Here is a 20284-nt window from a genome sequence, read left to right on the forward strand (position 1 = left end):
GGGACGGTCCCTTCGCGTCACGTAGGCTGATCCGTGATCCGCACGCGTGTCGGCCACCGTGCCTTCGCATGGGCTCCCGAGGATGTGCCGCCGGTGCCCCTGCCGGGAAACTCAGTGGCACCTTTCCCGGTCACCGCTGGAACATGGCCACGTGCAGCTTCCCTGACGGAGCAGAGGTGTCGCTGGAAACCGGGCTGGAACTGGTGCGCGTCATGTTGCGCGACGGCGGCGCCTGGTGCCGGCTGGAAGTGGAAGACACATTCGCGGTGAACGTCGGGTGGGACCAGTACCTCTACGTCGGCAGCGACCGGCCCTGCCACGGAGCACTCGCCCGCATCCGCGAGCTCGGGCTGTTCCCGGAGGCATGGATGCTTCTCCCGACGACTTCGAGCCCGAGGAGGGCGGCGTCCGACGGCCGGGCGACGACGACTTCTGGGCCGGCCTGCACGAGGCAGTCGTCCAGGGCAACGCCGCACTCCTGGAAGAGATCTACCTCCAGAACGCCTCTCGCTGGCATCGCCTCACCGGCGACACCATCGAAACGGTCCGTGCCGGGCTCGCTCCCCGTGGCCGACTGGCCGTATGGCCGGACCTCTCCAGGCCGACCGGGCCCTGGGCGACCTGGACCGATGAGCACTCGCGTCCAGCCAAAGGCTTCGGCCTCGTGGCGTCGCTCGACGACTGACGGGACAAACAAGCACGTGTGAGTGGGCACGGGACACATCTCCCCACGGTGCGAGTCCGTTTACGAAATCGAGATCACACCGCACGTCATCGCCCACAACCTCCTATGGGGCTCATGTGTCTAGGAACGACTCATGATCACGAACAGCTGCCTACGGCCGCCGCACCTCCTGGTCAGGTCGGGCCATACAGCACATGGCCGTGGTGTCAGCGTTCGAAGAGAGGACTTGCCGTGCCCGGTCTCAGAGGTACGTCGGTGACAGTGGTGGTGGGCGGAATCCTGCTGCTGGCAGGGTGCCAGGAATCGTCGGGCCCCCGTGCCGACGCCGACGCCCCCTCTTCGTCCTCCCCTTCACTGACCGGGTCGCCCAGCCCTTCTTCGAGCAGCGCGGCCACCGGCAAGCCCTCGCGGTCCGCCGTCGCCACCACAGCACCGGCGACCGCCGCACGTACACCGACGCCCACCTCTACCAAGGCGGCAGCCGCCACTCCGACGCGGGCGCCCGCCACGCCCGCGAGCCGGCCCGGCTGCCGCAATCTGGCGGCAAGTGTTGAGGTGAAAGCGGCCGTGACCGAGGCGTACCGGCGTGCCTTTCCACGTTTCGTCCATGTCCAGCCTGCGCCGGACCAGTTCTTCTACGGCCAGTGCGACGGCGTCCGTTACGCCGCCACCCGCTTCCAGGCCACCTCCGGCGCGACCCAGGAGGAACTCGTGGGCATGCAGGACGAGGGCAGCGTCACCAAGTACTTCCGCAGCGCGACCGGGAGCGGCTGGAGTTATCTCACCAGCGACGCGTTCCCCCGCGGCGCACACGGCTGCGGCGATGTGCCGGCCATCCCAGAGGCCCTCTCCGCAGCCTGGGGGAACTGCGCGATGTGACCATCCCCGGCTGCCGGCCCGGATCCTGATCCGGCTGCTGCGCGGCGCCGACGCCGCGGAGACCGCCGCCCCGCAGCCCGTTGGTGCCGCGGAACGACGTGAGCGTCCGACCGCGACCCACCGTCCGTCACCGGCGCTGCTGTTCCTGGAGTGAGCCCGGTCAAGCCCTCACAGGAATCGCCACAGATGATCGGCCGTGCCGTTGTCGTCGAACTGGACCACCTGTGCGCTGTCGGCGGTCGACATGCGGTCCACGCCCAGCACCTTGTTGCTGTTCTTGTTGAGGACGCGGTACCAGCCGTCGCCGTTGTCGATCAGCTTCCAGAGGTGATCGGCGGTTCCGTTGTCCTCGAACTGCACGACGACGGCGCTGTTCTGCGTGGACATGCGGTCGACGCCGAGGACCTTTCCGCTGTGGCCGTTGCGGATCAGGTACCAGCCGTCGCCCTTGTCGATGAGCTGCCAGGCGTGGTCGCCGGTGCCGGTGTTGGCGAACTGCACGACACGGGCGCTGTTGTCCGTCGACATCCCGTCCACGGCGGCGACCTTGCCGCTGTGCTGGTTCGCGAGACGCCGGAAGGGCGGTTCCGGGGTCCACTGCCTGCCGTCGGGGGCCGCCGTGGGGAACGAGGTGATTCGAAGCCGGGCCGCGCCCGAGGGGACGAGGGTGACTGTTTCCACGGCTGCGGAGCTGCGGGCCGGGCTGTCCTGGAGAGGGGCGACGACGTGCTCGTCGTCCGCGGTCCACTCGGGAATGCGCCGTGCCTGCGCCGAGATCCGTACGGGCGAGGCCTGGGGAGTGAAGGGTTGGTCCGGTACGGCCGAACCGGTCCGCGTGAAGTCGAGCTGCGTGTCCGGGACCAGGCCGTAGTTCCACGGGGTGGTGGCGTGGACCTCGTAGGCGGGGAAGATGTCGGTGCCGCCGATACGGTCGTAGCGTTCGCCGAGGTCCAGGGAGTATGTGAGCGGCCCTCTCTCGACGCTCACCGAACCGTGCTGACCGGGCCAGGTGCGCAGGCGGGTCTGCTGGGGGAAGCGGACGCGGACGACGTCGCCTTCGCGCCAGGTGCGTTCCACGCGTGCCCACGAAGGGCCGTCCGAGGCGGCGACCGCAGCGCCGTTCACGCGGAGCTCCGGACCGCGGCACCAGCCGGGGATGCGCAGGTGCAGGGGGAACCGCACCGGGCGGGGCGTGGAGACGGTGAGGGTGACCGTGTCCCCGAAGGGGTAGTCGGTGGTCTCGGCGATCGTCACGGTCGTGCCGCCCGCGACCTGGGTGCGGACGGTGTTGGGCGCGTAGAGCGCGGCGGCGAGTCCGCCGTCGGGGGTGCCGAGCCAGAGCTCCTCGGTGAAGTACGGCCATCCCATGCCGTAGTTGTGGGGGCAGCAGCGGTACTGGTCGACGCCGGCCTGGAACGCCTGCATGGCGAACCCGTTCTGGAACTGCCCCTGCGTCTTGGTCCGGTTGTCGAGGTCGATGCTGTTGGCGCTCGTGATGTAGTGGATGGATGTGCCACGCGGGTCGAGGGACGCGGGGAGCATGTTGAACGCCAGGTCCTCGCAGCGGTCCGCCCACACGGGATCACCGGTGATCCGCGTCAGCAGCTCGTGGCTGGCCATGAACTCGACGATGCCGCAGGTCTCGAACCCCTGGCGGGGGTCCGTGAAACCGGGCCGGTAGTTCTCGTCCCCGGCCATCCCGCCACCGGGGAACCTGCCGTACTCGGCCATGACGGAGTCGTAGGCCCGGTACGTCGCCCGGGTGAGGTCGGCGGACTCGACCAGCTGCGCGTACTGGGCGGGTTCACGGAAGCCCTGGGCGATGTTCACGTTGTGCCGGCTGGGCGTGGCGCCGGTCCAGTCGGCTCCGTAGGTGTGCATCTTGGCCGCGAGGTCGAGCAGGAACGCCTCACCGGTACGCCGGTAGAGCCATACGGCGATGTCGAGGCCGTCGCCCCAGCGATAGGACACCCAGCTGGTGTTGAAGGCACCCGGCCCCTGGGCGTTCATGAAGCGGAGGAAGCGGACCAGGAAGGGCACCACGCGCTGATCGCCGGTGTACTCCTCGTGGCTGCGCAGGGCTTGCAGCAGCGGCAGGAAGGGCCAGAAGTCGGGGCCGCCGTTGAGGGAGGTGCGCAGGGCGCGCGGTCCGAAGAACCCGTCGCTCTGCTGCGTGGCGAGGATGGCGTCCACCCATTCGCGCGATCTGGCCAGTGCGGCGGAGTCGCGTGTGGCGATGGCCAGCGGAATGTAGCCGCGCAGCCAGTAGGGGACCTCCTCCCAGGCATTGCGCTCGGGGTGCACCCAGCCGGTCGCCGAGAAGTCGAGGAAGTGGGAGCCGGACTCGAAGCGGCCGCACAGACCGTCGAGTTGAAGTCGGAGCTGCCCGGCGAGCCAGCCACGGGCGGTGACGCTGCCCGGCCGAAGCCTGTGGAACTTGTCGGGCACGCGGGTCTCCGCCGACGGAGCGGGCGCCGCGGCCGCGACTCCGGCGAACGGGGTGCCGAGAGCCACGGCTCCCAGCGAGAACGAGCCCGCGCCCAGCAACGCCCGTCTGCTGATGGACATGTGGATGACCTGCCTTCCGGAAAGGAGCCGGTGAGGGGGACAACGTTGTCTCGGCTTCAGGCGCACTGGCAGCGCGGCTGAAGCAGGCGCATTGGCGGCGCGCGTCTCTACAACGTTGGAAATGCGCGCCATTGGCATGACAGCATGCCCACAGGGACCTGTCCAGAGGTAGCGCACCAAAGCAGGTGCGGGCGGCCGGACGACTGCCCGACCGGCAGGAATGGCCGGCTACGAATCCGAGCGCAGCCCCAGCGCGCTGTGCTGAATCACCCCGGCGGGCGCGTCGGCCGCCCCGCGCTCCCGGCGCGTCAACTCGACCATCCTCGCGCGGAGGTCTTGCGCCGATTCGCCCAGCACAATGGCGCTGATCACCAGCTCCAGCATGAGGCAGTCGTAGGCGTCGTCCGAGTTTCGGTATCGCTTGGGATCGCGTTCCACGACCGCGCGAGCGATCCGCCAACCACCCCCGTCCACTGGTGCGAAGGTCGCCTCGAAGACACCGCGACCGGTCCAGCTCCGGTGCAGGAAGACGACCTCGCCTTCCGCGAAGACGTTCCACTTCTCGTCCATGTCCCGCGCCGCGTAGCCGTGCTGGATGCGCTCCCAGTCCTCATCCGACCAGATGCGCTCAGGCAGTTGCGGCATCGGCTGAGGGGTGGATATCGGCTTGAGGCGACGAGAAAGAGCGGACCGGGTCACACGTTCGGCAGCGGGCATGCGGTGATCTTACGTAACGAGCCGGCTGCTCCGGGGCGTGATGGTCACGGCCTGGGCGGGCTGTGGTTCGCCGGGGCGGGCCGGGACGCGCTCCAGGACTCCGCCGGCGAACACGTCGTAGAGCGGGAGCGTTTCGAGGTGGACGTAGCCGATGTGGCAGTCGCAGACCGCCAGTGGGCAGGGGCGGGGGCGCAGGGCGGCGCGGTAGGAGTCGTCGTAGAGGTTGCCGAGTTCGGCCCGTACGAAGTGGCAGCGGCGGACGGTGCCGTCCCCGTCGACCGAGATCACCGACTCTCCGGTGCGGCAGGGCAGGCCGCCGCTGGCGTGCGGGTGGCGGCTGTAGGGGAAGAGGGGGTCGAGCGCGGTCCAGTGGTCGGCCTCGGCGTCCTCGTAGGTGTGGCCCTCGGCTGCGTTGATCCAGAGGTAGACGTGTCCAGGTAGCTCGGCGCGAAGGCTGCGGGCCGCCTCCAGGTGTTCCGGCAGGCCTACGACGCCGACGCTGAAACGGAACCCGCGGTCTGCGAGGTCACGGCACTTGGCCAGGAAGCGGTCGTAGGGGGTCTGGCCGGGGTGGTAGGTGCACCACAGGGCCAGGGTTTCCGGGTCGGCGTCGGCGAGCCAGTCGGTGCGGCAGCTGAGGTTGGTCTGGATGGCGACGCGGCGGATGTGCGGCAGGTGCGACAACTCGGCGAGGGCGCGCCGGTACCAGGAACGGACCAGGCCCTCGCCCCACGGCGTGAACAGCAGGGACAACTGGTCGTCGCTGTCGGCTGCCCAGCCGGTGAAGCGTTCCAGGGCGGCCCGGTCGGCGCGCAGTTGAGCGGTGGAGTCGCGTCGCTTGGCGAACGGGCAGTAGGGGCAGTCGTAGTCGCAGGAGGCGAGCGGGCCGCGGTAGAGGACGGTCATATCCATGGCGGGCCGGTCACTTCCTTTCGTAGGCGGCCATGGCGGCCCGGACGGCAGGGGAGAACAGGTCGGGTCCGACGGCGTCCGAGTGGGCGAGCCCTTCGGGGGTGAGCCGCAGGTGCGCGGAGTCGGCCTCGGCCAGCCAGCCCCGGACGGCCAGGTGATGGAGTTCGGGCCCGAAGTCGTCGAGGGGTGTGGTGCCGAAGCGGGCCCGGTAGTCGTCGACGGGCAGGCCCTCGGCCTGGAGAAGGGACTGCAACAGGTGCCGGCGGCGCGCCTCGTGCGGGTCCATGCGGTAGCCGACCTCGGCGTGGGCGAAGTCGGTGGTGGCGACGTAGTCGTCGATGATTCCGCGGATCTCGTGCATGCCGACCGCGTAGTCGAAGGAATAGTGCACGTCGGCCGTGTACGAGCGGGCGCCGCAGCCCAGGCCGATCATGCCGTCGCTCTGGCAGGCGTAGTCGTCGGCGCCCTGCTGCGGCGCGTCGGTGCGGCGGAACATCCGCATCGACTGCTGGATGTAGCCGCGGGCGAGGAGATGGTCCCGGCCCGCGCGGTACAGGCTCAGCCGCTGGGCGTCCCAGGCCGGATCGGGGCCTTGAGCATCCGTGCGGTGGCGGTCGAGTCCGGTCAGCGGCCGGACGTAGAGCGGGTAGAGGTACAGCTCCTCCGGCTGCCAGGCGAGCGCCGCGTCCAGGGAGCGCAGCCAGGTCTGCTCGGTCTGACCGTCGATGCCGTAGATGAGGTCGATGTTGAGGACCGGGATGGTCGTGTCGCGGATCCGGGCCAGCGCGGCCTCGACATCGGCGCGACGCTGCGGGCGTACGGCGGCCCGGGCCTCGGAGTCGACGAAGCTCTGGATGCCGAGGCTCAGCCGGGTGGTGCCGCGCTCGGCCAGCACTGCGAGGCGGTCCGCGGTCGCCGTGGCCGGGGAGGCCTCGACGGACAGCGGGATCGCACGCAGGTCGGCACCCATGCCCTGCTCGGCGATGTCGCAGAGGCGTTCCAGCTCGGACGCGGTGAGGAAGGTGGGGGTGCCTCCGCCGAAAGCGGCCGTGGCGAACCGCACCGGCTCGCCGTCGCCGAGCGCCTCGCGTACCGCCTCGGCCTGCCGCTGAAGGGCGTCGAGGTAGGCGGTGGTCAGGCCGTCGGGCGCGCCGATGCGGGTGAAGAGATTGCAGAAGCCGCAGCGGACCTCGCAGAACGGTATGTGCAGGTAGAGGGCCATGGCGCTCTTGTCCTGCGCCGCCCACAGGGATTTCAGCGTGGGCCGGTCGGACAGCCGGCGGTAGGCGGTCTTGTGCGGGTAGGCGTACACGTAGTGCTGGTACGGGCTGGTGAGCTGGGCGGTCGTCATCGAGGGGCCTTGGCTGGGTCGAGGAAGAAGTGGGCGTACGGCACGGTCCACACGGACTCGTGGCCGAGGCGGTGGCCGGTGTAGCCGTCGTCGCCGTAGGCGGTGCCGTGGTCGGAGCAGACGATCGCGAAGCAGCGGCGCCGGGAACTCGCGGCGGCGAAGAGCCGTCCGATGTGCCTGTCGACGTACTCCAGCGCCGCCGCGTGCGTCTCGCGGGTGTCACCGGCCTCGCGGGTCGCGCCGGGCAGGTGGAACCAGTTGGGCTGGTGCAGGGCGGAGACGTTGACGAAGAGGAGCAACCGCTGCTCGGCAGGGAGGTCGGCGACGACCTGCTCGGCGCGGGCGACCTGGTTCTCGAATGAGTGCGGCGAGGTCACGCCGAACTCCCGCTCCCAGTGCGCCTCCTGGAACAGCCCGGGCAGTACGGTGCCGAGCGGACCTTGCTGGTTGAAGAAGCCGACGCCTCCGATGCAGACGGTCCGATAGCCCCGCTGGGCGAGCCCGGACACGAACTCGGGGGTGTCGTAGACGAAGGTGCCGTCGGCAGTGGTCTCGCTGCCGGCGAAGCTCGCCGCGAACAGCCGCGGATGCGGCCCCGGTTCGGCAGGCGTGGGCAGGAAGCCCGCGAAGATCGCCTGGTGCGAGGCGTAGGTGAAACTGCCGGGTGCGTGACGCTTCTCCCAGCGGCCGCCGGGCAGATGGCGGGCCAGGTTCGGGATGCGCCCCTCGGCCGCCAACTCCACGGCCACGTCGTGGCGCAGTGTGTCGAGGGTGACCAGGAGGATGTCGTGATGGCCGACGACCTCGTTCATGTCGGGCTCGGACATGAGGCCCTCCCGCAAGTCAGGTACAGGCGTGGGAAGTTTCTGCACGTCGGGCTCAGGCACGGGATGTTCCTGTTCTGTACGGTCCGCGCGGGGCCCTGCCGGAGGCAGCCGGGCGGGGCGGGTGGAGCTCACCGGGCAGGGCCGGCTCGCGCAGGGCGGCCCTTACCTGCGCGGCGTACGTGTCCAGGCCTTCCGCGCCGCTGCCCGGCAGCCCGGTCAGCCGGGGCAGCAGGTCCCCGAAGGCGTTGACCTCGCCGACGAAGGCCCTGCGCCAGCCAATCGCCGGCAGCAGGTCCACACCGACGCACAGGGTCCGCGGGAAGCAGGCCGCGGCCCGCTCGCACACCTCCAGTACGTCGGACCAACGGCCGCCTGCCGCGCCGACGGCGTCCCGGGCGACGGCCAGGTCGCCGCGGCTGCCGCCCAGGTGCAGATTGGTCAGCGGCGTGCGACTGGTGCGGACCACGGCGTGCGTGGCTCGCCCGCCCACCACGACCACGCGCAGGTCCGCGGCCCGGCCGTGCTGGGAGGCTTTCGGAACCCAGCGCTCCAGGTGCAGCCCGTCGGGTGCGAGCGCGTCGACGATGGTCGCGATGTCCCGCTCGCTGTCGTAGCGACGCACCCGGAGGGAGTTGTGCAACGACCCGTCCGCCGAGAGTTCGACGGACGTGGTGGCCCTGATCCGGCCGCCGCCCGACTCGACGGCGAGGACGCCGGACGCCGACGACCCGTGCGCGGGCTTGACGAACAGCCGGGGCATCCGGTGCTCGCGCATCAGCGCCCGTACGTCGTCCCAGCCGCGCACCGGCGCCCCGCCCGGCCCCGAGGTCGGCGAGGCGGGTACCGGCACACCGGCCGCGTCGAGCACGCCGTGGCAGGCGCGTTTGTCGAACAGCACGGCGAGATCGTCGGGGGCGTCGAGCCGGATGCCGCCGCGCAGGGTGCGCAGCGCGGCGGTGAAGCGGGCGTACCAGCGGGCCGAGCCCTCGACCCGGGTGGGATCCGTCGCGCCGCGCAACAGCCGGTCGACCTCGGGATTCTCGCCGGGGGAGTCGACCCGCACGATCTCGTCCGAGGCGAAGTCGGCTCCTCCTTCGAGCAGGACGTCGCTCCAGGCGACGATACGCGGGCCGGGCAGGCCGGCCGCGCGCACCGCGTCCGCGAAGAGCGACACCCGCCGGTTCTCGGGATTGCCGACCACGGCGAACCGCGACCCGGCGACACCGGAGGCCGGCGGGGCCACGGAGGGTGTGGTCACTCGCCCACCGCGACGTAGCGCCAGACCGTGCCGTCGTCCTCCGTGTCCTCCTCCGCGTCGTCGCGGTCGAGGTCGACCTCCACGCCCGCGGTCGCCATGGTCTGGCGCACCCGCTCCTCGACCGCCGCGCTCAGGTAGTGATGGTGCAGGTCGAGCGTCTTCAGGTGCGTCAGGGGCTGACCGCCCAGCAGCGCGGCGGCACCCTCGTCGGTCAGCACACCCATGGACAGGTCGAGCACCTCCAGGCGCTCCACCACGGGCGCGGACGCCACCGCCGCGGCCACCGCGTCCTGCATCTCGCTGTTGCGCAGCGCCAGATGACGCAGGCGCGGCAGCCGTGCGCCCGACAGGATCGGCTCCAGGTCGGAGGCCTCGCTGTCGCCGCCGTAGTCGGGCGTGCCGAGCCACAGGTCGAGGTGCTCCAGGGCGGGCAGGTCGCTCGCACCTATGCCGCGCACCACCTCGGCGGGCAGCCCGCCGGTCTCCACGACGAGCCTGCGCAGCCTGCTGTGGCTCAGTGCCGTGAACTCCAGCCCCGAGCCGCCCCGCACACCGAACTCCTCCAGCGCCCCGAACCCGGCGAGGAGCGGGGAGACGTCGCTCTGGTTGATCCAGGAGATCTCACACTCCTCCATCACCATGTCGCCGAGGAACAGCGCACGCAGCGCGGGGAAACGGTCCCGGGCGGCCACCAGCGCCTCGATGACGGGGGAGGGGTCGGAGTCGTACGCCTCCTGCCACGCCCCGACTATCAGCGCCCGCACCCGAGTGGTGTCGACGGCGGCGCAGAACCGGGCGAACGCCTTCGGCCACTCCTCGTCGGCGTCGTACACGTCGCTGGTGATCCGCCAGGCGACGGTGTCCGGCTCGGGGAGGTCGTCCGTCGTCTCGTCCGGGCCCGGAAACGTGTGCGCGGGCAGCCCGTGGAGCTGGTCGAGGTGGTCACCGATGGTCATGCGGCCTCTCCCGAGGAGAAAGAGTGAGCGGTCTGTGATGTCGGCAGTTCTACCAACAGCCACTGACAACCGCGTGCGGCGGGGCGGGGTTCGGGGCGTTGTCAGTGGTGCCGCCTACGGTCGTGGTCATGAAGCCGGTGCGCGGCGCACCCGGCGGTGAGGGGACAGCCATGTACCGACAGGGAGACGTGCTGATCGTGCCGGTGACGGAGGAGGCCGTCCCGGCACACGTGGCACACGCCCCGAGGGAGCAGCGCGACGGGCGGGGCCGGCTCGTGCTGGCGCTGGGCGAGGTCACCGGCCACGCTCACGCGATCGTCGGTCCGGGCGAACTGATACGGGAGCCGGGGCCGTTCGGCCCGCTGCTGCTGCGTCTTCCGCAGGGCGGCCGGGTCGTGCACGAGGAACACGCGGCGATCGCGCTCCCCAAGGGCTGGTACCGGGTGATCCGGCAACGGGAGTACGTGCCCGGGTCCGTGCGGATCGTGGCGGACTGAACGCCGAAGGCCGGAAGGGCAACGGGTGCGGGGGCAAAGGGTGCAGGGGCGAGAGGTGGAGGGGCGAAAGGTGGAGGGGCAGATGACCACGACGGACTTCGGATCCGCGACGGACATGGAGGGGACCGAGGTGACGGGGACGGAGGCGGCGGGGACCGAGGTGACGGGGACCGAGGTGGAGAACATGGCCTCCGGCGAGTTGGGGCCGTGGCGTTACTGGGCCTCGGCGACCGGTCCCGCCGACCGCGCTGGCGCCGAGGACGCTGTCCGAAGGGCCTACCGGCTGGCGGGACTCGCCGAACCGGAGCGCGTGGTGTGGGTGGGTTCGCCGCGAGCGGCCGTCACATTGCTCAGGGAAGACCTGGTGGACCGCGGCGAGAGCGTACGGGACGCGGTACGCAGCGCACCCTGGGCACGGCAAAGACGTTCCCTGTACGCCGAGTTGGGCGCCGCGGGCTGGTCCGCGCACTGGGCGGCGACGGGCGGACGGCTGTGGGAGTCCACCCAGGCCCTGGTGGACCGGATCCGCTCCGGCGTCATCGAGGACCTCGCCGGCCGGGACACCGGCAAGGAAGCCGCCGAGATCCGGCTGCTCCTCCTGGACGCCGTGCTCGGACAGCACGACGCGCCGTGGCTCGCCGCGTTCCCCGCGGACGACGGTCCCCTCGACGCACTGACGGCGGTCTGCCGCAACGCCGGCTGGTGGTGGCCCTACGCCCGAGTGGCCGTCCTCTCCGAGCGGCCCGTGGCCCTGCACCGCGACGAGGCCGGCCGACTCGACCACGGCGACGGCCCGGCTCTGGCCTACCCCGACGGCTTCGCCCTGCACGCCTGGCGCGGCATGCCCGTCCCCGCGGACTTCCTCGCCGGACTGGCCACCCTCACGCCGGACCGCATCCGCGCCGAGGAGAACGCCGAACTCCGGCGAGTGATGCTGGAGTACTACGGCTACGACCGCTATCTGACCGACTCGGGAGCCCGCCCCCTCCACCAGGACGAGACAGGCACCCTGTGGCGAATCGACCTGGTCGACGACGAACCCGTGGTGATGGTGGAGGTCCTCAACTCCACCCCCGAACCGGACGGAACACGACGCACCTACTGGCTACGCGTACCGCCCTCGACGCGGACGGCGAGGGCGGGAGTTGCTTGGACCTTCGGGCTCGCGGCGGAGGCGTACGCGCCGGCGGCGGAGACGTGAGCGGGCCGCGGACCCTGCCGGCCCCGTGACGAACCGGTGTTCAGGACGTGGTGCCGGCCAAGCCACCTCCACCGGTGGCAATGCCGCCGCTCGGCCTGGGAGTGGCGAAGGGAGGCGTGTCCTGAGCGAGGTGGCCGCCGCCGAACGGGCGAGTCGCTCGGGCACGGCGAAGCACTGTCATCAGTGACGGAGACCGATCTTTGGCCGGTGAGGGCGACCGTCGGTGCTCAGAGGCTGTCGGACCGGAAACCGTCGGCGCTGACGTTGGCCATCGCCCTGCTCGTCACTCGATAGCGGCCGTTGGGGACCTCGCGGGCCTTGGTGACGTGCACGGCCAGCGGTCCGGCCCATTCGTATCCGTGATGTTCGCCGTGTTGTGCCAGCTTGTCGGTGAGGGCCTGCCCCACATGGACGCCGTTGCGGGTGAGTTCGTCGTGGACGTGTTCCGCGAGCATCACGTCGTACGCGTTCGGGACCACGACACGGCTTTGACTGCACACCACGGCACTGCTGTCGCATTCACGCCTCAGCGCAGCCACCACATCGATGGGATCCCGGCGGATGAAATGCCCCCAGAGTGCCTCCTCGGCGCGCTCAAGGGCTCGTTCCCATCCGGTGAGCGTGCTCATCTGCCTGCGGCTCCTTCTGTCTCGTCGGCACTGTCGCCGCGGCGGCGGACGGCCGCGGCCAGGAGGGTGCTGTGTCACTGACTCCTGGCAAGCCGAGTGCCCAGGACTCGAATCCGCAGTGCCCTTGTTGCGGAAGCCGCCGACATCGTCCGTTGTCGCAGAAGCTGCCGACAGCCTCCGTCTGGCCACCCAGCGGCCCTCACCCTCCGGCCAGCAGTGCCTCGCCGAGTGGGGTGAGGGCGTGGAGGACGCGGCTGCCGTGGCGCACCGTCGTGATCAGGCCCGCCGCACGCAGCACGGTGGCGTGCTCGCTGGCCGTGGCCACCGAGACTCCGGCCCGCTCGGCGAGCGCCGTGGTTCCGGCGGGCGTGGCCAGAGATGCCAACACTCCGGCGCGGGTGCGGCCCAGCAGCGCTCCGAGCACGTCGCCTGGTGGTGTCGCGGTGTCGGTGACCGGCAGGGGGCGTACGAGTACCGTCGGCGCCGCCGGGTCGTAGATCAGCATCGCGCTCGAGGCGAAGTAGGAGGGCATCAGGTGCAGCCCCCGTCCGCACAGTTCCACGGTGTGGGAGGTGGCGAACGGGACGAGAAGGTCAGGAGGAGACCATCGCCAGCCCGGCTGCAAGGTCGCGAGCAGCGCCTCGACACCGCCACGAAGCAGGGTCTCCGAGCGCAGCGCGCGATCGGCAGCGGCCACGTTCAGTACGGCGGGCCAGAGCGGGGCGAGCGACGAACGGTGATAGCGCGTCAGGTCCTCGGCCAGGCTGCGTCGGGCCGTGGTCGAGCCCTGCGCCAGTTCCCGTGTCGCGGAGGCCCCGGCCACCGTGTGCAGTGGGTTGAGGTCGGAGGCCAGCTGGGGCGTCGGGGTCTGGGCCGCCAGTTCGGCTGCTGTGACGGCGTCCCGGGCCGTCGGCTGGTACAGGAAGTCCGGCAGATAGCCGGCGGGCGGGACCAGCCGGGCCAGGATCCCCGCGCGGGCCGCGAGCCCCGGCTTCACGGCCCGCCGCCAAGCCGAGAGTTCGCCACGGCGGGCTGCCGGACCCGAGGGCGGCGCGGCCAGATGCCGGACACTCAGGGCCGTCTCCAGCAGTACGTCGGGTGCGGCGGCGACGGTGACGCGGGCGAGGTCGGCCGGGCCGAACCGTATCCGTAACACGCGGTGCAGAGTACCGGAGCGCACCCGCATTTCGGCCCTGCCCGAAAGGACGGGCACGGAGGGCCGGCGGGCGGCAATTCTCGGGTGCGGAACGGACGCCCGCCGGGCGCCACCGACCCCCTGGAGGCCAGATGCCCGCACCCCGTCGACTCATCGCACCGGCGCTTGCCGCCGCGACACTGCTGACCTGTGCCGCGGCCGTCCCCGCCGAGGGCGCCTGCCGCCCCCTCCCCGATCGCTACGTCGTCTCCCGGACGGAAGGCGTGCTCCCCGAGGGGATAGACGTCCGTCCCGACGGCACGATGTACGTGTCCTCCGACGGAACGGGCGCCCTGTACCGAGGCCGGGTGACGGCACCGCAGATGCGGCCCTTCCGCGCCGACGGTGCGACCGCCCGCGGCAGCACGCGGGGCATTCACACCGACCGTACGGGCCGGGTGTTCTCCGTCGGCATGGGGCGGCTCGCCGTCCACGCCCCGAACGGCCGTCTCCTCGACTCCGTTGACGCGCCGAACGGTCCCCTCGGCGCCCCCGACCTCAACGACCTGGTCGTCACGCCCGACGCCGTCTACGTCACCGACTGGGCGAACCCGGTGGTCCTGCGCGCATCGTTGGACGGGGGCAAGGTCGGTTCGCTGGAGCCCTGGGCGGACGTCCGCGGTGCGTTCCCCGGATTCCCCGACCGTTACTGGCTGCTCAACGGGATCGTCGCCGATCCGACCGGGCGTATCCTCCTCGTCGCATCCAACGGGACCGAGGCCGTCTGGCGCATCGACACCGCTACCCGCGAGGTGAGCCGGCTCGACCTTGGGGACACCTCCTTCGGCGCGGACGGCATGGTGCTCCACGGCCGGAACCTGTACGCCGTACTCAACTACGGGGCCCCGCACGGCGTTTACATCGCCGGGCTGGACGCTGGGCTCCGCAGCGGAACGGTCGTCCACCGCATAACCGGTGACCGCTTCGACCTGCCCACCACCCTGGCCCGTAACGACTGCCGCCTCTACGTCGTCAACAGCCAGAACGACGAGCCACCCGGCGCCCCGCCTTACACCGTGACCGCCCTGGACGATCCGGTGTGCGAGGCGGACGGGTGATTCGCGGGGACGGCGTGCCGGGGTCGCCCTCCGCGGGGGAGCGGACGGCTCCGGCGCTGCCGTCCCCCTGCCAGCGCTCAGTCTTCTGCGACGCGAATGATCGTGCGGCCGGGGACGCGCTGCTTCGGAGCGAAGGCGTCGGCCGCCTCCGCCAGCGGCCGAACCGCGCCCACCTGTACCCGGAGCCGGCCCTCCCGCAGACGCTGGGCGAGGTCGGCGAGGCGTGCGCGGTCGGGCTCTACGACGAAGAAGAGGGCGTGTCCCTCGTCGGGGCGCACGGTGGGTGGGTGGGCGATGGTGACGAGCGTGCCGCCGGGGCGCACGAGGGCGGCCGAGCGGTCGAGGATGTCGCCGCCGATCACGTCGAACACGATGTCGACCTGGCCGGCGTCCTCCAGTCGGTCGGTCTCCAGGAACGCGTGCGCGCCCAGGCCGAGGACGGTGTCCCGGTCGGCGGCGCGGCCCGTGCCGACCACGCGGGCTCCCACCTCGTGAGCGAGCTGGACGGCGATGGAGCCGACGCCGCCGGCGGCGCCGTGGATCAGGACGGTCTGGCCGGTGGTGAGACGGGCGTGGTCGAACAGGCCCTGCCAGGCGGTCAGTCCCGAGATGGGCAGGGCGGCTGCCACCGTGTGGTCGATGTCGGTGGGGAGCGGCGCGAGATTGCGGGCTTCCACGGCGACGTACTCGGCCAGCGAGCCGTTGCGCGCCCAGTCGGTCGGTCCGAAGACGCGCTGGCCGACCGTGAGGCCGGTCGTTCCGTATCCGAGTTCCGTCACCACCCCCGAGACCTCGTGCCCTGGCACGCTCGGAGTGCGGTCGCGGCCGGCGCGGTCGGACCAGGTTCCGGGCCATTCGAGCTCTCCCCGGGTGAAGCCCGCGGCGTGCACCCGCACGATGACGTCGTTCTCGGCGGCGTGGGGATGAGGAAGGTCCTCGAGTGTCAGCCCTGTGATTCCGGCCTCGCGATCCCGGACAGTGATGGCTCGCACGAGCATTCCTTTCTTGGCGTGTGGGGGAGAGAGATACCGCTTGGGAGTCGGCTGCCGTCGGGTCACCGCGGCCAGGGAGCCTCGATGATGCGTTCCACCATGGACGTACGGCGGAAACCGGGAACGAAGTGTTCCAGGACGTCCGCATTGACGGTCCCGTAGGTGGTGTCCGGGCGGTCTTTGAGACCGTCCACGAATGCCTGTAGGAATTCCTTCTTGAAATCGCCGCGCGGATGAGCGGCGACGATCTCGTCCACCAGGTCGCTTTCCAGCCTGTCCAGTCCCCAGCCGATCGCGTCCGTCAGGACACCGTGATTCGTGGCGGCGACCTCGGGCTCCATCCGGCCGGGGATCCCCGGTGTCGTGTGCAGGGCGATCGCCCGCCAGACCACCTCGGCGGCGCTCTCGGAGAACCCGCGGTCGAGCAGGAACTTCCGTGCGTGGTCGGCGCCGTCCAGCTCGAAACGCTGCTGTGTGTCGGAGAACGGGATCGAGAGCCCCGCGTCATGGAACATCGCCGAGACGTAGAGCAACTCGGGATCGATCCGGAGATTAAGTTCACGCGCATGGAGGGAACCGAAGAGGAATACCCGCCGGGAGTGGTGGAAGATCAGAGGGATCGTCCTCTCCCGAAGAAACTCGGTGGCCCCCGTGACGGCCGAGGTCTCCGGGATTTCCACCCCTGCGATGATGTCGGTCATGATGTCCGTGCTTTCCGATTCGATTCACTACGAATGGACCTTGCGTCCGTTCTCCACGGTGCCGCCCACAAGGCCCCCGGCGCCGCCTCGGAACGGCCATGAACCACTCGAATCCAGTCACCCCAGGATGGGCCTGTGAGCTCCCGCACGCATCGGGTGGCGATCCTCGTCCACGACGGGGTCAAACTGCTGGACGTCGCCGGCCCCGCCGAGGTGTTCGGTGAGGCGAATCTGCTAGGCGCCGACTACCGGATCACCCTGGTGTCGACGACGGGCGCCGACGTCACCTCCTCGATCGGCATGCGCATCGCCGTCGACGGCAGCGCCGCCGAGGAGCCGGACCCCGACACGTTCCTGATGCCGGGCGGCGACGTCCACCCCAGAACCCCCGTCACCCGCGACCTGGCCGAAGCGGCCCGTGACCTGGCAGGCCGCGCCGGGCGGATCGCCTCCGTGTGCTCCGGCGCCTTCGTCCTCGGCGCCACCGGTCTTCTGGACGGCAAACGGGCGACCACCCACTGGAAGATCGCGGGCGAACTCGCCGCCAGGCACCCGAAGGCGCACGTCGAGCCCGACGCCATCTACGTGCGCGACGGCTCGACGTACACGTCGGCGGGCGTGACCGCGGGCATCGACCTCGCGCTCGCCCTGGTCGAGGAGGACCACGGTCCCGACGTCAGCCGGGAGGTGGCCCGCTCCCTGGTGGTGTACCTGCAACGAGCGGGCGGCCAGTCACAGTTCTCCGCCCCCTTGCAGGGCCCGCCGCCCCGGTCGCCGGCCCTGCGCAGCGTCGTCGACCTGGTCACCGCGGATCCCGGCGGCACCTACTCCCTCGCCGAGCTCGCCGGGCGACTCAACGTCAGTACGCGTCACCTGACCAGACTGTTCCGCGAGGAGTTGGGCACCACGCCGGCCCGCTACGTCGAGTCGATCCGCTTCGACATCGCGAAGTCGTTCCTCGACCAGGGGTACACCGCGACGCGGGCGGCATCCATGGCCGGCTTCCCGAGCTACGAGAGCCTGCGCCGCGTCTTCGCACGCGAGTTGGCCATCAGCCCGACCGCCTACCAGCGCCGCTTCGCCACCGCACGCCGCGAACAGGCTGAGTAGAAAACAAGCCGTGTGCCCAACGTCTGCCTCAATAAACAAGGCTCTATTGGTGAGTGAATTCAGGATCGCAGGGCATTCGGAGTGCGGGAGGTTGATAACTATGGTTCCGCTGCTTCTGGTTCTGCTTCTTGCCCTGATCCTTTTCGGTGCCGGCTTCGCGCTCAAGGTTTTGTGGTGGGTCGCCATCGCCGTTCTGGTGGTGTGGCTCCTCGGCTTTGTGATGCGTTCCACGAGCACCGGGGGCGGTCGAGGCCGTTGGTACCGGTGGTGACCTGAGCGCACCATGCGTTTCACAGAAGGGCCCGGCTCCGGCCGGGCCCTTCACGCATGCAGGAATGGAGGGCCTGCGACGGGGTAGATGGTGGGCCGACGACGGCCGCGGGCGGCCGCCGTCGGCATCGGGAGAGGGGAAGAACATGGTGCTCACGCAGGCGACGACCACTCGTACGCACACAGGCGATTCGTATGAGGTCGCAGACCCTGCCCACGTGTCGCCTCGGGATGCCCGTGAGCTGTCGCGGTGCTTCTTCGCCGAACTGGCGCAGTTGGAGGAGGGCACGGCCGAGCACAGCTACGCCCGGAACACGCTGATCGAGATGAACATGTCCCTGGTCCGCTATGCGGCCGGCCGGTTCCGCAGCCGTGGGCCGGAGGAGATGGAGGACATCGTCCAGGTCGGCATGATCGGCCTGATCAAGGCCATCGACCGTTTCGAGCTGTCGCGCGAGGTCGAGTTCACCACTTTCGCGGTGCCGTACATCGTGGGTGAGATCAAGCGGTTCTTCAGGGACACATCCTGGGCCGTGCACGTGCCCCGGCGGCTCCAGGAAGCCCGCTTGCAACTGGCCCGCGCGAGCGAGGAACTGAACAGCCGACTGGGCCGGACACCGACCGTCAAGGAACTGTCCGAACTGATGAGCCTGCCGGAGCAAGAGGTCGTAGAGGCCCAACTGGCGTCCAACGGCTACAACTCGGCCTCCCTGGACGCAGCCATCAGCACCAGCGATGACGGTGAAAGCGCCCTACAGGACTTCATCGGGGCGGAGGACACAGCGCTGGAGCTCGTCGAGAACGTGCACGCGCTGGCCCCGCTGATCGCCGGTCTCGACGAACGCGACCGGCAGATCATTCACATGCGGTTCGTGGAAGAGCTCAGCCAGGCCCAGATCGGCGCACACCTCGGCGTCTCCCAGATGCACGTCTCCCGTCTCATCTCCAGGCTCCTGGCCCGCCTGCGCGAAGGCATGCTCAGCACGGCCTGAGCCGCAGGCGAGCCAGACAATGGATCAGGCGCCGGGCAGAACGCCGGTGCGGGCCACCTCCGAGTACCAGCGGGCGCTGGCCTTCGGGATGCGGGTGCCGGTCGGGTAGTCCACGTAGACCGTCCCGAAGCGCTTGCTGTAGCCGTGCGCCCACTCGAAGTTGTCCAGCAGCGACCACAGGAAGTACCCGCGCACGTCCGCGCCGTCGGCGATGGCCTGGTGGACCGCGGCAAGGTGGCCGCGCAGGTAGGCGATACGCCCCGGGTCGTTGACCTGGCCGTCAGGGCCGGCGTAGTCGTCGAACGCCGCACCGTTCTCCGTGATGACCAGCGGCAGCCGCGGGAAGTCGGACGCCAGCCGGCGGAGCAGGTCGTACAGTCCCGTGGGGTCGACGGCCCAGCCCATGGCGGTGGTGTCGCCGGGTGGCTGGTGGAAGGCGACCTTGTCCGCCGCGGGCCACGGGCTGTGCGAGCTGTTGCCGTGTCCGTCCGAGGAGTGGCTGCCCGTGCTGCCGGCCTCCGAGACGAGGGTGGGCGTGTAGTAATTGACGCCGAGGAAGTCCAGCGGCTGGTTGATCTGCCGCAGGTCGCCGTCGCGGACGAAACTCCAGTCGGTCAGGGTGGCGGTGTCCTTGAGCAGGTCCTCCGGGTACTCGCCCTGAAGCATCGGACCGGTGAAGACCCGGTTGGCGAGCGCGTCGATCCGCCGTGCCGCGTCGGCGTCGGCCGGGTCGTCGGTCAGTGGCCGGACCTGGTGGATGTTCAGGGTGACCGAGCACTGGCCACCGGTGGGGAGCCGGTCGCGCAGCGCCTCGACCGCCATGCCATGCGCCAGGTTGAGGTGGTGGGCGGCGCGCAGGGCGGCGACCGGATCCGTGCGGCCGGGAGCGTGGACGCCGGAGCCGTAGCCCAGAAACGCGCTGCACCAGGGCTCGTTGAGGGTCGTCCAGGTCGTCACCCGGTCGCCCAGGGCGTCGGCGGCGAGGGCCGCGTACTCGGCGAAGCGCTCGGCCGTGACCCGCTCCGGCCAGCCCCCGCCGTCCTCGAGTTCCTGCGGCAGGTCCCAGTGATACAGGGTGGCGACGGGCTTGATGCCCTTCGCCAGGAGCTCGTCGACGAGGCGCCGGTAGAAGTCGAGGCCCTTCTGCACGGCGGGGCCGCGTCCGGTGGGCTGGATCCGGGGCCAGGCGAGGGAGAAGCGGTAGGCGCCGAGTCCGAGGTCGGCCATGAGGGCGACGTCCTCGCGCCAGCGGTGGTAGTGGTCGGTGGCGATGTCACCGGTGTCGCCGTTGCGGACCCGGCCGGGCGTCCTGGCGTATGTGTCCCAGATCGACGGCGTGCGGCCGTCCTCGGCGGCGGCGCCCTCGATCTGGTACGAGGCGGTCGCGGAACCCCAGAGAAAGTCACGGGGGAAGGTGCGGGCGCCGTCCATGCCGGACTCGCTCTGCTGTGCAGCGGTGACCACGTAAGTCCTTTCAGGAATGAGC

21 protein-coding genes are annotated in these 20284 nt (G+C 70.6%); 9 read left to right on the forward strand and 12 right to left on the reverse strand.

Annotated elements, in window-relative coordinates:
• The first annotated feature begins 364 nt into the window (after positions 1-364).
• The 3 genes from CP983_RS44530 (at position 365) to CP983_RS42885 (ending at position 1564) form a co-directional block, all read left to right on the forward strand.
• Positions 365-685 (forward strand): hypothetical protein, encoded by a 321-nt coding sequence (locus CP983_RS44530; protein WP_189748891.1) that lies wholly within the window; start codon positions 365-367, stop codon positions 683-685.
• A 293-nt stretch (positions 686-978) separates the two neighbouring features.
• Positions 979-1239 carry a hypothetical protein gene (locus CP983_RS44220; protein ID WP_167537846.1) on the forward strand — a complete coding sequence of 87 codons (261 nt, stop codon included), beginning with the start codon at positions 979-981 and terminating at the stop codon, positions 1237-1239.
• 13 nt (positions 1240-1252) lie between these two features.
• Positions 1253-1564 (forward strand): hypothetical protein, encoded by a 312-nt coding sequence (locus tag CP983_RS42885; protein WP_150505995.1) that lies wholly within the window; start codon positions 1253-1255, stop codon positions 1562-1564.
• Positions 1565-1732: 168 nt separating this feature from the next.
• Here CP983_RS42885 and CP983_RS42890 read toward each other — a convergent pair whose 3' ends face one another.
• From CP983_RS42890 to CP983_RS42920, 7 genes are all read right to left on the reverse strand, one after another.
• On the reverse strand, positions 1733-4132 hold the full coding sequence (locus CP983_RS42890; RefSeq protein WP_150505997.1) for a beta-L-arabinofuranosidase domain-containing protein: 2400 nt from the start codon (positions 4130-4132) through the stop codon (positions 1733-1735).
• A 228-nt stretch (positions 4133-4360) separates the two neighbouring features.
• Positions 4361-4777 (reverse strand): hypothetical protein, encoded by a 417-nt coding sequence (locus tag CP983_RS42895; RefSeq protein ID WP_150507242.1) that lies wholly within the window; start codon positions 4775-4777, stop codon positions 4361-4363.
• An 81-nt stretch (positions 4778-4858) separates the two neighbouring features.
• Complete coding sequence (locus CP983_RS42900) at positions 4859-5761, reverse strand: STM4011 family radical SAM protein (protein ID WP_229914901.1); 903 nt, start codon at positions 5759-5761, stop codon at positions 4859-4861.
• 10 nt (positions 5762-5771) lie between these two features.
• Positions 5772-7112 (reverse strand): STM4012 family radical SAM protein, encoded by a 1341-nt coding sequence (locus tag CP983_RS42905; RefSeq protein WP_150505999.1) that lies wholly within the window; start codon positions 7110-7112, stop codon positions 5772-5774.
• The gene (locus CP983_RS42910) at positions 7109-7924 is read right to left on the reverse strand and encodes an STM4013/SEN3800 family hydrolase (protein ID WP_189748936.1); all 816 of its coding nucleotides are present in this window, start codon (positions 7922-7924) and stop codon (positions 7109-7111) included. Before CP983_RS42910 ends, CP983_RS42905 begins: the two co-directional genes overlap by 4 nt.
• 67 nt (positions 7925-7991) lie before the next feature.
• Positions 7992-9197 carry an STM4014 family protein gene (locus CP983_RS42915; RefSeq protein ID WP_150506003.1) on the reverse strand — a complete coding sequence of 402 codons (1206 nt, stop codon included), beginning with the start codon at positions 9195-9197 and terminating at the stop codon, positions 7992-7994.
• Positions 9194-10153 carry an STM4015 family protein gene (locus CP983_RS42920; protein ID WP_150506005.1) on the reverse strand — a complete coding sequence of 320 codons (960 nt, stop codon included), beginning with the start codon at positions 10151-10153 and terminating at the stop codon, positions 9194-9196. The genes CP983_RS42915 and CP983_RS42920 overlap by 4 nt, the downstream gene beginning before the upstream one ends.
• Before the next feature lie 170 nt (positions 10154-10323).
• Between CP983_RS42920 and CP983_RS42925 the strand changes: the two genes are divergently transcribed.
• Positions 10324-10650, forward strand: coding sequence for a hypothetical protein (locus CP983_RS42925; RefSeq protein WP_107906371.1), 327 nt, complete (start codon positions 10324-10326; stop codon positions 10648-10650).
• Positions 10651-10765: 115 nt separating this feature from the next.
• Positions 10766-11851, forward strand: coding sequence for a DUF6745 domain-containing protein (locus CP983_RS42930; protein ID WP_150507244.1), 1086 nt, complete (start codon positions 10766-10768; stop codon positions 11849-11851).
• Between the two features lie 227 nt (positions 11852-12078).
• Here the strand turns inward: CP983_RS42930 and CP983_RS42935 are convergent, their stop codons facing one another.
• Positions 12079-12480: a DUF3662 domain-containing protein gene (locus CP983_RS42935; protein WP_150506007.1), complete on the reverse strand. Its 402-nt coding sequence runs from the start codon at positions 12478-12480 to the stop codon at positions 12079-12081.
• A gap of 199 nt (positions 12481-12679) precedes the next feature.
• Positions 12680-13636, reverse strand: a complete 957-nt coding sequence (locus tag CP983_RS42940) for a winged helix-turn-helix domain-containing protein (protein WP_150506009.1) — start codon at positions 13634-13636, stop codon at positions 12680-12682.
• A 131-nt stretch (positions 13637-13767) separates the two neighbouring features.
• On the opposite strand from CP983_RS42940, the gene CP983_RS42945 reads away from it, so the two are divergent.
• Positions 13768-14733 carry an SMP-30/gluconolactonase/LRE family protein gene (locus CP983_RS42945; protein WP_150506011.1) on the forward strand — a complete coding sequence of 322 codons (966 nt, stop codon included), beginning with the start codon at positions 13768-13770 and terminating at the stop codon, positions 14731-14733.
• A gap of 77 nt (positions 14734-14810) precedes the next feature.
• Here the strand turns inward: CP983_RS42945 and CP983_RS42950 are convergent, their stop codons facing one another.
• Complete coding sequence (locus CP983_RS42950) at positions 14811-15725, reverse strand: NADP-dependent oxidoreductase (protein ID WP_150506013.1); 915 nt, start codon at positions 15723-15725, stop codon at positions 14811-14813.
• A 62-nt stretch (positions 15726-15787) separates the two neighbouring features.
• Positions 15788-16426 carry an HD domain-containing protein gene (locus CP983_RS42955; protein ID WP_167537847.1) on the reverse strand — a complete coding sequence of 213 codons (639 nt, stop codon included), beginning with the start codon at positions 16424-16426 and terminating at the stop codon, positions 15788-15790.
• A 135-nt stretch (positions 16427-16561) separates the two neighbouring features.
• On the opposite strand from CP983_RS42955, the gene CP983_RS42960 reads away from it, so the two are divergent.
• The 3 genes from CP983_RS42960 (at position 16562) to CP983_RS42970 (ending at position 18798) form a co-directional block, all read left to right on the forward strand.
• Positions 16562-17536, forward strand: a complete 975-nt coding sequence (locus CP983_RS42960; RefSeq protein WP_150506015.1) for a GlxA family transcriptional regulator — start codon at positions 16562-16564, stop codon at positions 17534-17536.
• Positions 17537-17636: 100 nt separating this feature from the next.
• Entirely contained in the window at positions 17637-17807 is a 171-nt protein-coding gene (locus CP983_RS42965; protein ID WP_107906367.1) for a hydrophobic protein, read from the forward strand.
• Positions 17808-17952: 145 nt separating this feature from the next.
• Positions 17953-18798 (forward strand): RNA polymerase sigma factor SigF, encoded by an 846-nt coding sequence (locus CP983_RS42970; RefSeq protein WP_150506017.1) that lies wholly within the window; start codon positions 17953-17955, stop codon positions 18796-18798.
• 24 nt (positions 18799-18822) lie between these two features.
• Here CP983_RS42970 and CP983_RS42975 read toward each other — a convergent pair whose 3' ends face one another.
• The gene (locus CP983_RS42975) at positions 18823-20262 is read right to left on the reverse strand and encodes a GH1 family beta-glucosidase (protein WP_150506019.1); all 1440 of its coding nucleotides are present in this window, start codon (positions 20260-20262) and stop codon (positions 18823-18825) included.
• Positions 20263-20284: the final 22 nt, after the last annotated feature.

It is taken from the genome of Streptomyces chartreusis, assembly GCF_008704715.1.
Classification (GTDB): domain Bacteria; phylum Actinomycetota; class Actinomycetes; order Streptomycetales; family Streptomycetaceae; genus Streptomyces; species Streptomyces chartreusis.